The organism is Candidatus Poriferisodalis sp., from assembly GCF_965237655.1.
In the GTDB taxonomy this organism is placed as follows: Bacteria; Actinomycetota; Acidimicrobiia; order Acidimicrobiales; family Poriferisodalaceae; genus Poriferisodalis.
The window spans coordinates 1,502,816-1,514,919 of the sequence record NZ_CBDEGB010000001.1 but is presented as its reverse complement, the minus strand read 5'-3'; the positions used below and the strand labels follow the sequence as shown (position 1 = coordinate 1,514,919).

Annotated in this window: 11 protein-coding genes and 1 pseudogene; 2 read left to right on the top strand and 10 right to left on the bottom strand. The window is 66.9% G+C overall.

Features of this window, described 5'->3' with window-relative positions; all coding sequences use genetic code 11:
• Window positions 1-26 precede the first annotated feature (26 nt).
• Entirely contained in the window at window positions 27-836 is an 810-nt protein-coding gene (locus tag ACPXYO_RS07335) for an SIR2 family NAD-dependent protein deacylase (RefSeq protein ID WP_423918307.1), read from the bottom strand.
• Window positions 837-984: 148 nt separating this feature from the next.
• On the opposite strand from ACPXYO_RS07335, the gene ACPXYO_RS07330 reads away from it, so the two are divergent.
• A complete protein-coding gene (locus ACPXYO_RS07330) occupies window positions 985-1,713 on the top strand; it encodes a hypothetical protein (RefSeq protein WP_423918304.1) in 729 nt (242 codons plus the stop codon).
• A 52-nt stretch (window positions 1,714-1,765) separates the two neighbouring features.
• Here the strand turns inward: ACPXYO_RS07330 and ACPXYO_RS07325 are convergent, their stop codons facing one another.
• From ACPXYO_RS07325 to ACPXYO_RS07315, 3 genes and pseudogenes are all read right to left on the bottom strand, one after another.
• The gene (locus tag ACPXYO_RS07325) at window positions 1,766-3,262 is read right to left on the bottom strand and encodes a leucyl aminopeptidase (RefSeq protein WP_423918301.1); all 1,497 of its coding nucleotides are present in this window, start codon (window positions 3,260-3,262) and stop codon (window positions 1,766-1,768) included.
• 110 nt (window positions 3,263-3,372) lie between these two features.
• Window positions 3,373-3,522 carry a hypothetical protein gene (locus tag ACPXYO_RS07320; protein WP_423918740.1) on the bottom strand — a complete coding sequence of 50 codons (150 nt, stop codon included), beginning with the start codon at window positions 3,520-3,522 and terminating at the stop codon, window positions 3,373-3,375.
• Between the two features lie 110 nt (window positions 3,523-3,632).
• Window positions 3,633-4,256: pseudogene (locus ACPXYO_RS07315) on the bottom strand (biotin--[acetyl-CoA-carboxylase] ligase); the annotation flags it as partial.
• Window positions 4,257-4,349: 93 nt separating this feature from the next.
• Between ACPXYO_RS07315 and ACPXYO_RS07310 the strand changes: the two are divergent.
• Window positions 4,350-6,125 (top strand): acetyl/propionyl/methylcrotonyl-CoA carboxylase subunit alpha, encoded by a 1,776-nt coding sequence (locus tag ACPXYO_RS07310; RefSeq protein WP_423918299.1) that lies wholly within the window; start codon window positions 4,350-4,352, stop codon window positions 6,123-6,125.
• Here the strand turns inward: ACPXYO_RS07310 and ACPXYO_RS07305 are convergent.
• The 6 genes from ACPXYO_RS07305 to ACPXYO_RS07280 form a co-directional block, all read right to left on the bottom strand.
• Window positions 6,115-7,179, bottom strand: a complete 1,065-nt coding sequence (locus tag ACPXYO_RS07305; RefSeq protein WP_423918296.1) for a glycosyltransferase family 2 protein — start codon at window positions 7,177-7,179, stop codon at window positions 6,115-6,117. The two genes, ACPXYO_RS07310 and ACPXYO_RS07305, sit on opposite strands and share 11 nt — an antisense overlap.
• Window positions 7,180-7,394: 215 nt before the next feature.
• Window positions 7,395-8,225, bottom strand: a complete 831-nt coding sequence (locus ACPXYO_RS07300) for an IS5 family transposase (protein ID WP_423918737.1) — start codon at window positions 8,223-8,225, stop codon at window positions 7,395-7,397.
• A 112-nt stretch (window positions 8,226-8,337) separates the two neighbouring features.
• On the bottom strand, window positions 8,338-9,138 hold the full coding sequence (locus tag ACPXYO_RS07295; protein WP_423918293.1) for an ABC transporter permease: 801 nt from the start codon (window positions 9,136-9,138) through the stop codon (window positions 8,338-8,340).
• Window positions 9,135-10,166: an ABC transporter ATP-binding protein gene (locus ACPXYO_RS07290; protein ID WP_423918290.1), complete on the bottom strand. Its 1,032-nt coding sequence runs from the start codon at window positions 10,164-10,166 to the stop codon at window positions 9,135-9,137. The genes ACPXYO_RS07295 and ACPXYO_RS07290 overlap by 4 nt, the downstream gene beginning before the upstream one ends.
• Window positions 10,166-11,113, bottom strand: a complete 948-nt coding sequence (locus ACPXYO_RS07285) for an ABC transporter permease (RefSeq protein WP_423918287.1) — start codon at window positions 11,111-11,113, stop codon at window positions 10,166-10,168. Before ACPXYO_RS07285 ends, ACPXYO_RS07290 begins: the two co-directional genes overlap by 1 nt.
• Window positions 11,110-12,057: an ABC transporter ATP-binding protein gene (locus ACPXYO_RS07280; protein ID WP_423918284.1), complete on the bottom strand. Its 948-nt coding sequence runs from the start codon at window positions 12,055-12,057 to the stop codon at window positions 11,110-11,112. The genes ACPXYO_RS07285 and ACPXYO_RS07280 overlap by 4 nt, the downstream gene beginning before the upstream one ends.
• Between the last annotated feature and the right edge of the window lie 47 nt (window positions 12,058-12,104).

Genomic DNA, 12,104 nt, shown 5'->3' with positions numbered 1-12,104 from the left:
TAGTCACCCCGGACGCCACGCGGGTGTCAGCTCAGGCGGGCGATGCCGCCGCAGATTCGCGGCAGCACCTCAGAGATGGACATCCGCAGGACCATGTCGGCTAGGTGATCCATCTCGGTGGGCTCGGCGTTGACGATCACCACGCGTGCATCGGCCGACTTGGCTGTGGGTACAACCGCAGCGATGGGGTATACGGCCAGCGTCGTGCCCACGGCCAGCATCAGGTCGCAGTTTTCGGCCGCGATCTGAGCGCGCAGCAGGTCTCGTGCAACGAGCTGCTGGCCGAAGCTGATCGTGGCGCTCTTGAGAATCCCGCCGCACTCGGGGCATGGTGGGTCGTCCGCGCCGAGCCGAACCCGGTCCAGCGCGATTCCCATGTCGTCGCGGTAGTCGCACTCCAGGCACGCAACCTCGCGGATGGTGCCGTGCACCTCCACGATCTTGTCGGGGTCTGATCCGGCGTCGTGGTGCAGCCCATCCACGTTCTGCGTCAAGAGCGACACCAACTTGCGACGGCGCTCCAGCTGCACGAGGGCCCGATGACCGTCGTTGGGCTCGGCGCCCCAGGCCCGGTGGTCCATGCGAGCTCGCCACGCCAAGACGCGCACCTCGGGATCGGCCAAGTAGTTCTGCAGCGTCGCCTGCTTCTCGGCGGCGGGGTTCTTCGTCCACACGCCATTGGGACCGCGAAAGTCCGGAATGCCTGAATCGGTGGAGATGCCTGCACCGGTGAGCACCGTGATGGCACGTGCTTCGTCGATCCATCCAGCCACAGTTCGCACGTCGTCGACTGCGGAACTCGAATCGGCCCCAGTGTTCATCTCATCCGGGTTCATCTCACCCAGTCTGACCCATCGCGCAGGACTCGATCTGACGAGCGTTGTAGCACTTCCAATAATTTTCATGTTATTTTAATCTTTTTTGATATACAAGTATTCCGTTCCAGGTGAATGGCAGTCGCGCGAGAACGTGAGGGAGATCCCAGTGCCAGCTGAACAGAGGCCCACAGTCCCCGTCCGCTCGGCCGCTCCAGATGGGGCCACCCCAGCCGCGCTGCAACTGGTCGGCGGCACTGCAACCGGGCCGGGGGGCACCGCACACAACGGAACTGCGGCGGAGCCACTGCGGGTCCTGCAGGTACAGCCTTGGGACGATCCCAACCTGCACCGCGATGGCCACGACCCGCGCTCGGCCTACGTGGAGCGCTTCTGGATCGCTGTGCTCGGCCCCAGTGCGGTCTGGCTGCTGCGGCTGCTTGCGCGCGAATTCGACGAACTGGCCCCAGGTGAGATTCTGCGCCTAGACCTCGAGTCCACCGCGCAGCGACTCGGTCTTCAGCACCGCGGCGGTCGCCAGAGCACGTTCATGAGAACCATCGACCGCTGCCGTATGTTCGATCTGGCCCGCTTCGAGAACGACGCCGTCCTGATTGTGCGCAGGCAGATGCCGCCGGTACCACGCAGGCTGCACGTTCGCATGCCACGCGAACTGCGCGACGAGATCGGTCGCTGGACTCGCACCGTTGGACATACGGACTTTTCCGTGGGCGAAACGCGGCTGCTTGCGACGTGCATGCTGATGCTTGGTCACGGCCTCCACGAATCCGCAGAGCGGCTCGTGATGCTGGGATTGGCGCCGAGGGTCGCCAACGAGGCAACCGCGTGGGCGTGGGCGGAACGCTGCGTACGGCCTCACGCAACCCGAGGTGTGTGACGCGACCAGCCGGGGCGCCGACGCTCTCCTGCACATACAGCGCGGCACCCAATCACCAATTGCAGACCAGTTCGACCAGCGTGCGCACACCGAAGCCGGACGCACCCTTGGACAGCTCGCCAGCATCAGAATCGGCTCGTACTGGCCCGGCAATGTCGAGATGCACCCAGGGGGTCTCGCCGACGAATTCCGACAGGAAGATGCCGGCCACGAGCGTGCCCCCGTAGCGGCCTTTGCCGATGTTGCGCAGGTCGGCAATCGGCGAATCCAGCTGCTCGCGATACTCCGCCGGCAGCGGCAGATGCCACAGGTGCTCCCCCGCAGCATGCGCCGCAGCCTCGGTGCGCCGGATCGCCGACGCGTTGTTGCCCATCAGCCCCGCGTACCTGTCGCCCAGGGCGACGAGGCAAGCGCCCGTGAGCGTGGCGAGATCTACCACGAGGTCAGGCTCCTCTTCGACCGCCAGCGAAAGGCCGTCCGCGAGGACGAGCCGGCCCTCGGCGTCCGTGTTCAGCACCTCGACCGTCTTGCCATTGCGGATGCGCAGCACATCGCCGGGCTTGGTGGCCGTGGGTCCGGGTTGATTGTCCGTGCAGCAGCAGATGCCGGTGACTGCGACGTCGGGTGCCAATCGGGCGATGGCGCTCATCGCCCCGATGACTGCCGCAGCACCGCCCATGTCCACCTTCATCCACTCCATGCCTTCGAACGACTTGAGGTTGAGCCCACCGGTATCGAAAGTGATGCCTTTTCCGACGAGATGGACAACCGCACGCGGAGTGGCCGCCGGCTGCCATCGCATGCGGACGAGGGTGGGGGGCTCTGTCGAGCCTGCGTTGACGCCGAGCAGCCCGCCGCATCGTTCGGCTGCGAGCCGTTCGCGGTCCCATACCTCGACCGACGCCGTGCCCGCTGCGGGATCGCCATCTGCCGCAGCTGCTTCGATTGCATCGACTGCGGCAGTGGCGAGGCCGCTCGCGGTGAGCGCCCCGGCTGGCTGGTTCACGAGGTCGCGGGCCAGCGCGATCCCGCCGGCCATGGTGGCGGCACGTGCAATGGCTGCTGCCGCGTCGGTGCCATCGGGCGCCGCGAGCGCTATCCGCCCGAGCGCAGCCGGCGCCGGCGGGTCGCCCTTGTGCTCGTTGAACCCGTAGGACGCCAGCAGCATGCCTTCGACGACTGCGCCGAGAGCGACATCAGCGCCAACGTCGTCAGACGCTGCAGCCGCCAGCGCCGAGGTCAATGAGTCGAGCTTCGAGGCGGCACGCCAGAGACAGGCCGACGCCTTGCGGATGTCTGCCGTGGTCAGATCCTCTGAACCCAGCCCGACTGCAATTGGAAGCATGTCGTCTGCAGTAAGGGACGCACCGGCCATGAGCGCCGTGCTGCCCAGGGAGCCGTCGAATCCGCTGGCGGCCAAGTAGTTGGGCGTTGCACCCAGCGTGTCCAGGGCATCGCTGCGCACCGGCCGGTCGCTGGCGGCCGTGGGCGGCGCAGCAGCAGGATCGGTGACAACCTCGAATGCGTCGATCGAAATGGTCAGCGGCACGGCATCCTCGCTCTGTTGGTGTTGACGCGGTGTTAGCGGGCGGGGTCCCGCAGCGCGGTTCTACCCGACACCGAGTCTGGGCACAGGAGAGTCTCGCCCAGCGTCGACCACTAGTGGGCCGAGCGCAGATGCACGACATCGCCGACAGCCACTGTGTGGGTAGCGCCGGCGTCATCGGTGACCAACAATCGCCCTTCAGCATCGAGGTCAGTCGCGAATCCTTCGAGGACGCGCGAGGTCCTTGTCGCATCAAACGAGATGCGAACGATCGACGGCCGAGCGTGGCCGAATTCTGCCGCGCCTCTTCCAGCACTTCAGTTGTCCCGGTGGCGTCGCTGGCGCCTTCGCCGCTGTAGCAGAGGCGCTCGTATCGAGCTTCGAGTCCCTCAAGCACCCGGCGCGCCAGCAGCGTTCGGTCCACTGGAACACCAGATTCCAGGTTGAGGCTGGTCGCAATGCCGTCCAGTTCTGCGGGCATCTCCGGCCACCCGGTGTTGAGGCCCATGCCCACAACAAGTGCGGTGATCTGTCCTTGGGTGCTGATGGACTCAGCCAGGATGCCGGCGAGCTTGCGGTCTTGAAGGGTTGTGCCAAAGCCCGTATCGCCAGCGATCACAAGGTCGTTGGGCCACTTCAGCTGGGGTCGGACGCCGCTCGTCTGCTCGCATGCGTCGGCTGTGGCAAGCGCGACTGCAAGCGTCACCAAGGCCGCACGAGCAGGAGGCAGCGGACCCGCTGGCGGTCGCAGCAGCACGGACATCATCAACGAGCTGCCCGGCGGCGCCGTCCACCTGCGGCCGCGGCGACCGCGACCGGCGGTCTGGCGGTCCGCGATCAGCACGACCCCTTCGGGTGCGCCGCGTCGGGCCCGATCGAGCAGTTCGGTATTGGTGGAGCCGATCTCGTCGTGCCACTCGACATCGGTGAAACGGGTGCCGTCGACACTGCTGAAGTGCGGTGAGTCGAACTGCCCCGGATCCTGCTCGGCAGGCACGCAGCGACAGTATCGGTAGCGAACAGGAGCGGAGCGCAATAACGTCGCCGATCGATGTTCTGCCTATCCGCGCGGCCTGTTAGGACCTGATTCGTGTTCAGCAAGCTCCTCATCGCCAACCGGGGCGAGATCGCGGTGCGTGTCATACGGGCCTGCCGCGAGCTGGGCATCTCATCGGTCGCCGTCTACAGCGAACTGGACCGCGACGCCATGCATGTGCGGCTCGCGGATGAGGCGTTCGCCCTCGGCGGCCGGACGGCAGCCGAGAGCTACCTCAACACCGAAGCAATCCTGGACGTGATCTCCCGCAGCGGGGCTGACGCAGTCCATCCCGGCTACGGCTTCTATTCCGAGAACGCCGACTTCGCGCGGGCCATCACCTCCCGGGGTGTGGCCTTCGTGGGACCGCCACCGGAAGCCATCGAGGTGATGGGCGACAAGATCTCGGCGCGCCTCGCTGCCCAACGGTCCGGGGTCGCCGGCGTTCCGGGCACCACCGAAGTGATCACCTCGACCGACGAGGTCGCTGCTTTTGGGGCAACCCATGGCTACCCCATCGCCATCAAGGCGGCTTACGGCGGCGGCGGCCGCGGCATGAAGGTCGTTGGCGGGCCTGACGAGATCGAAGCCGCGCTGGAGTCTGCGCAGCGCGAGGCCGCGGCGTTCTTCGGACGCGACGAGTGCTACATGGAGCGCTACCTCACCTGGCCGCGCCACATCGAGGTGCAGATCATCGCCGACCATCACGGCAACGCCGTCTGGCTGGGCGAGCGTGACTGCTCCGCTCAGCGCAGGCACCAGAAGCTGGTTGAAGAAAGTCCCGCGCCGCTTCTCGATGACACCGTTCGCAAGGCGATGGGAGACGCAGCGGTGGCGGTTGCCCGAGGCTGCGACTACACGAACGCAGGCACCGTCGAATTCCTCTACCAGGACGGCGAGTTCTTCTACTTGGAAATGAATACCCGGCTGCAGGTGGAGCACCCGGTAACGGAGATGGTGACCGGCGTCGATCTGGTCCGCGAACAGATCCGGGTGGCCGCCGGCGAGCCGCTGTCGTTCACGCAGTCGGAGGTGACCTCGGTCGGGCACGCCATCGAGGCGCGTATCAACGCCGAGGATCCCGCAGGCGGGCGATTCCTGCCCTCACCCGGGTCGCTGACGTCACTGCGTGTGCCCGACGGTTTCGGCGTTCGCTGGGACGGCGGGTACGAGGCAGGCGACACCATCAGCCAATACTACGACAACCTCATCGGCAAGCTCATCGTGTGGGGCTTGGACCGCCCGACAGCAATCGCTCGCATGCAGCGGGCGCTGGGCGAATTGAGCATCGGCGGCGTTGCGACAACTGTTGCCGCCCACACCGTGATCATGGCGTCGGAAGATTTCCGGGCCGGCACCCACAGCACCAAATGGGTTGAGGAACAACTCGACCTGAGTGGTGTGAGCGGCAAGGCCGACGTCGAGCCCCCCGTCGGGTCTGGTGGCACATCCGACAGCGACGACATGCCGCGCGTGCGGCGCGACGTCGTCGTCGAGGTCGATGGCAAGCGATTCTCGGTGAGCGCATGGGTGCCCGAGGCCGCCTCGTCCGCCACCGCTGCGACTGCTTCGGCGCGCCCGAGGCGCGCGAGCAGCGCCGCGTCAGCCGGCACCGGTACGGGTCAGGTGACCGTCCCGATGCAAGGCACCATCGTCGAGATCCTTGTTGAGGTCGGCCAAGAGGTCACCAGCGGTGACGGCGTGGTCGTGCTCGAAGCCATGAAGATGGAGAACAGCATCAACGCGGACCGCTCCGGAACCATCACCGAGATCAAGGTCGCGCCAGGCGACACCGTGGGCGCCGGCGACGTCGTGATCGTTATCTCGTAGCCGCGGAGCCCCCTGGCGCGGCGGGTGGCGGAGGAGCCCCCTGCTCCGGGAATCCAGCAGGTTCCAACCTCGCAGGGTTCTCCTCCGCCACCCGCTTGTCACTAGTGAGGGTGCCGACGTCGAGCTCGATGGCACGAACCCGGCGCAGCGTTCGCTCGGCAATCACCCGGTTGGCTCGCAGCAGGTCCGCTAGGACACCGAGCATCAGCAACTGCATCGCCACCAGCAACGCAACCGCGCCGATGATGAGCGACTGCACGTGGCCCGAACCGTCCGAGGTCACCAGGAACCATCCGAAGCGGGCGAACAGGAAGACGCCGACCGCCGCGAACCCCGCAGCCAACACGGCAAAAACCCGCAGTGGCTCGTGCATGGCGTACACGCGGACGATGGTGCCCGCGGCCCTGCGCACGTACTGCCGCTTGGATTTGAAGAGCCGGGACGGGCGGGTAGTGGGATTCACCCGAACCGGCACATCGGTGACGGCCAAGTCCGACTTGCCGGCCTGGATCACCGTCTCGAGCGTGTACGTGAAGCGCGACACCACGTTCGCTGCGAGCGCCGCCTCCCGGTTGTAGGCACGGAATCCGGAGGTGACGTCGGCCACATCGGTGGCCGAAGCCTGGCGCACGGTCCACGAGCCGAGTCGTTGCAGCCGCTTCTTGAGCGGTGAGAACTCAGGGTGATTGCGGATGTCCCGTGAGCCGATGACCAGGTCGGCCCGACCCGCCACGATCGGTTCGGTGAGCCGGCTGATGTCTGCCGCGTTGTATTGGTTGTCGCCGTCGGTGTTGACGATGACGTCGGCACCCATGCGCAGCGCTGCGTCGACGCCGGTGGCAAAGGCCACCGCGAGCCCCTTGTTCTGCGTCAGGCTCACGACTGCGTCGGCGCCATGAGTCCATGCCACGTCGACCGTGTCATCGGTCGAGCCGTCGTCGATGACCAGCCACAGCACTTCGCTGAAGCCCTCCACCTGGCGCGGCAGCGCGCTCAGGGTCTCACCCAGCGTCTCTGCCTCATTGAGACAGGGGATCTGGATCACCAAGCGCACCCGCACATTGTGTCGGGTCAACCCGACACTGGGGGAACTCGGGCTCTGAGAGGCCGCGCGGATAGGTGACGTCTCGGAAAGTTGCTGTCACGCTTTCTTTGTGCAATTTTGCCGTCTGTGGCGGCATTTCTGCGCAAAGTCCAGGCCGTCGGGGCTGCCGGGCATCGCCGCCTATCCGCTGAGGCACTTAGGAGCCGAGCCGGTAGGTGTGTTTGTCACTGGTTTGCCCAGCGGTTGCGGTGGTCGATGAGGCGTGCGGTGATCAAGACGGTGGTGGCCAGGCACAGGGCGGCGTGGCGGTGGATGGTCTTGCGGTCGGTGTTGCGCCGCAGCTGCCCGTAGTTGGACCACCAGGTGTTGGTGGCCTCGACGATCCAGCGAAGCCCGAGGCTGAGCCGGTGCGGCGTGCCGGGCGGCGGTTTGGTGCCGCGTCGTTGGATGTCGAGGTCGGTGATCCCGCGGGCGGCGAGCCCGGCGCGCACCGTGGGGTAGTCGTAGCCGCGGTCCAGGCTCAAGGTGCCGATGTCGTGGTGCAGCCCGGTGGCGTTCACGGCGTCGAGGGTGGGTTCGAGCAAGGCGACGTCGTTGCGGTTGGCGCCGTCGATGCTCCACGCGATCGGGATGCCGTGGCGTTCGGCGGCCACTGACCATTTCCAGCCCAGTTTCCCCCGGTCCACGGGGCTTTTGCCGGTCCCTTCGCCGCCGCAGGGCGCCTTGTGGATCGACCCGTCCAGCGCCACGACACCCAGGTCGAGCCCGATGATTCGGTCGAACGCGGCCAGCGCCTCGCAGCGCAGCCGCTCGAACACCCCAGCAGCGATCCACTCGTCGCGTCGGCGCCGCAGCGTGGTGTCCGACACCACGCGGCCCATGATCGCTTCGATGTCGGTCCACGACGCGCCCGTCACCAGCCGGATCACGATCCCCCGAAAGCACACCTCGTCGGGAATTCTGGGGTTGTGGCAGCCCAACGGATGAGAGTCATCAGGCGGCGGAACCAGCGGCTCCACCGCCGCCCAGATCGCGTCTGACACCTCTGGGTCCATAGCGCGTGTCATGATCCCGAAAGCCTCCACTGGTCGTTGGCGGGTGAATGCACTCGCAATCAAACGCGAGACACACCAACGACCGGTGGATGCCACCTACCCGCGCGGGTCCTTAGTCCACGTTGATATGCCTGAGGCGCAACGCGGCGAGACCGAGGCTCGCGACCGACACGCAGGCGAGCACCACGATGGCCGTGACCCCACGGTTGGGATCGAAACCCAGGTCGACGTCGGCGATCTGGGCGAGCACCGAACGGGCATAGCCGCGCAGCGAGAGCCGCGCAGCGAACTCGCCGAGACCGACCGCCAATCCTTCCCACAGCAGCACGTAGGCGATCCCCCACAGCACCGCCTTGCGGAACAGCAGCCCGACGAGCACGAACAAGCACGAATACGCCACCGTTCCCAGCGCCGCCGCAGCCAAGATCCCGACTGCAAGGTCTCCCGACCCTGCGGCGCCGCCTGATGCCAGCCAGCCCCCCAGCACCGTCGGTGCAACGCACAGCGGCAGCGCCGCCGTCATGGCGACCGCGGCCGCGGCGGCTGCCACAGGCGCGCGACCCATCGGACGCAGCCACAAGTACACGAGCGTGCCGTCATCGCGGGCATCACCCAGCGAGGCCGCGGCGAACACCAACGACACGATCGGGACGATCACGATCAAGCCGAACGCATCGGCGTAGCCCGCCCCGTCACGCAACATCTCCGCTGCGCTGAGGTCCCGGTCAGCCGCAGCGATCCCCGCGACCCAGCCGACCACGATCATGATTGCTCCGAGAGCGGCGAGCGCCGCGAGCCGGCCGGCCGTCACGATCTGGCGGATCAGGACTCGGTAGCACAGCACAGTCGCCCGTACGGATCCGACACGACGGCGTTGCACGGTCGTCTGCGCCGTGTCGATGGCTTCGCTCATCGTCGTTCCACCAGGTAGCGAAATACCGATTCGAGGTCCTCGTCCAGCGGTATGACGCGTCGCAGACGGGTGCCGAGGCCCTTCGCCAATGGCGCTATCTCACGCCCGAGCCGATCCACGTCCAGCGTGTCTGCCACCACCACATCGCCGTTGATGCGCACGCCCACGACGGTGCCCGAGCTGACAAGCGCAGCGGCGAGAGCACGAGGCTGGTCTGCTTCGATGCTGATGCGGTGCGGGCGATCGTCCATCAGCTCCCGGAGATCGCGGTAATCGCCGCTCGCCACCAGACGGCCTTGGGCGATCACCAGGATGCGTGACCCCAGGCGAGCGACCTCTTCGAGCACATGCGAGGACACGAGCACGCAGCGTCCCTGCGCGCCCAAGCCCTCGAGCAGTTCGATCATGCGACGTCGCTGGACTGGATCGAGGCCGTTGAGCGGCTCGTCCAGAATCAGCACCTCAGGATCGTGGACGAGTGCGGCAGCCAGCTTGGTGCGCTGGCGCATGCCCTTGGAATAGCCCGACACCGGCCGATGATCGTCCGGGTCGAGTTCGACAACTCCCAGCGCATGGCGTCCGGCAGCTCTCGGGTCAGCCACGCCCTGGGTTGCCGCGGCAATGCTCACGAAGTCGAGTGCGTCGAGCCGGTCGAAGAGGGCGTCCTGCTGGGGCGAGAGACCAATGCGGCCTCGCACGTCGCGATCTCCCCGGGCGTCGGCTCCCAGCACTCGCACCGTTCCACGCGATGGCGGGGTGAGCCCGCACATCATGCGAAAGAGCGTCGACTTGCCCGCACCGTTGGGACCGAGCAGCGCGGTGACGCCGGCGCGAACCGTGAACGTCACGTCCGACACGGCCACCACGTCACCGAAGAACTTCGACACTCCATACACCTCGACCATGCCGGAGGGCGTGGCGTCATTCGGGGAGTCCGTCGAGGGGTCAGCGGATCCGCTGCTGGGCGAGGGCCGTCCGGTCGTCGAGTCGGGTTCGGGTGCGGGCACCGGACGGGGGCGCGCGTTCATCAGCTCCCCTCGATCCGCCGGTAGCGCCACCAGACCACTGCCGCGCCTGCTGCGACCCAAGCCGCGTTCACCGCCACGACGAAGATCGTCGACAGCTCGCTGAGGCGCTGGCCCGGCGACCCTTCGCCTGCCCCCAACGGGGGCGGCGGACCGACGCCGTAGATGCGGTCCTTCAGCGCCGCACCGATTTCGCCGAGGTTGAACGCGTACACCCGTGCGTCGAGCTCGGCGGTTTCGACGAGCACGCTGGTAACGAGATTGCTGCCCAGCAAGAGCAGGACGACGCCGATCACTGCGAAAGCGCGCCGGTCGGTGAGGCTCGAAATGGCCAGGCTGGCCGCGGTGATGGTGGCGGCGATGGCGATGCCGGAACCCAAGATGCGCACGAGCACGATCAGCCAGTCCCCCAGCCCATCAGGACCCGATCCCTCCACGGTGTAGGCAATGAGCAGGAACAGCAGCGGCCCGATGGTGATGACCGCCAACGTCACGGCCACCGCGACCGACTTCGAGACGAGATAGCTCCACAGCCGCAGCGGCGTCGACAAGTACAGCGGCAGCATCCCGTTGCGGCGGTCGGCGACCAGGATCTCCGGCACCACGATGCCGCAGTAGAAGAACAGCGCCGCCTGAATCAAGCCGTAGTACTGGTGGTAGTCGGGCAGGATCTGCTCGGAGATCATGTCGACGTCGATCACGGTGGCGATGCCGACGAACACAATGGCAGGAACCAGTGCGATCACCACAGCCAGCCACGGCAGGAACTTATGGCGCGCCGGTCGCCCGAATCCCAGCGTGAACCTGAATGACGACCCGACGACGGCGCGCATTGCGCCGGCAAGCCCGCGACGGGGGCCGCTGTAGGGCCGGTAGCGCTGGTCGAGAATCTGTGCAGCGTCGTCGGCGGCTTCGGTCACCATCGTGCGGGCGTCGTTCGTGTCGTTCATATGGCTGACGCTTCGAACAGGTCGGCCAAGGTGCGGCGGCGGGTCTCGAGACGCCGGATACGCGCTCCTGCTTCCGCTACCGCGTCGCGAGCCCGGTCGCACAGCTCGTCGCGGTCAACGCCTCCCAGCCGCAGCGTGGCGCCCGAGCGCTCCACCTCGATGCCGGCACCAAGCAGCATGCTTACGACCGCGTCCACCGACCCCGAGGGCGCGGCAATGTCGACGAGTTCCAAGGTGACGCCCTCGCCGTCGCCGATCAGCTCGGCGATCGGCCCTTCGGCAACTAGGCGACCCGTGTCAAGTGCCACGATGTGGTCGCAGACCCGTTCGACCTCCTCGAGCAGGTGCGACGACAGCACGACGCTCACCGAGTGCTCGTTGCTGATCTCGCCGATCAGGGTCAGCATGTCGCTGCGTTGCGTCGGATCGAGCCCAGAGGTCGGCTCGTCGAGCAGCACCAGTTGAGGATCTGACGCCATGGCTTGTGCCAGCTTGACCCGCTGGCGCTGACCGGTGGACATCGTGCCGAGCGTGCGTGTGCGCTCCTCGCCCAGGCCGACCAGCCACAGGCTGTCCGAGGCACGGGTGCGCGCCTCGCTACGAGGCAGGCCGCGCACTTGTGCCAGATGGCGCACGAAGTCCACGGCGCGCATCTCGTCGGGTAGCACGTCACGTTCGGGAGCGAACCCCACTTTCGCCCGCAAGGCCGCACCCTGGCTGCGTGGATCCAGTCCCAGCACCGTCGCCGAGCCCGAGGTCGGGATGCGCAGGCCGAGCAGGGCGTTGAGCAAGGTGGTCTTGCCCGCGCCGTTCGCGCCCACCAGCCCGGTGACTCCGGGTCGCATGCGCACGTCCAGCGTGTCAAGCGCCACGGTCGACCCGAAGCGTTGCGTGAGCGCCGATGTCTCGACGATCACCGCATTGTCATCGGTGCCGCCGCTCACCTGCTCAACGTACCTGCCATGCTTCGAACTGACCGGTCAATGGGGGA

Bases quoted from the DNA above. Each gene is read 5' to 3' on its own strand.
- ACPXYO_RS07335 (WP_423918307.1), bottom strand. From the start codon at position 836: ATGAACCCGGATGAGATGAACACTGGGGCCGATTCGAGTTCCGCAGTC.
- ACPXYO_RS07300 (WP_423918737.1), bottom strand. From the start codon at position 8,225: ATGGACCCAGAGGTGTCAGACGCGATCTGGGCGGCGGTGGAGCCGCTG.
- ACPXYO_RS07295 (WP_423918293.1), bottom strand. From the start codon at position 9,138: ATGAGCGAAGCCATCGACACGGCGCAGACGACCGTGCAACGCCGTCGT.
- ACPXYO_RS07290 (WP_423918290.1), bottom strand. From the start codon at position 10,166: ATGAACGCGCGCCCCCGTCCGGTGCCCGCACCCGAACCCGACTCGACG.
- ACPXYO_RS07285 (WP_423918287.1), bottom strand. From the start codon at position 11,113: ATGAACGACACGAACGACGCCCGCACGATGGTGACCGAAGCCGCCGAC.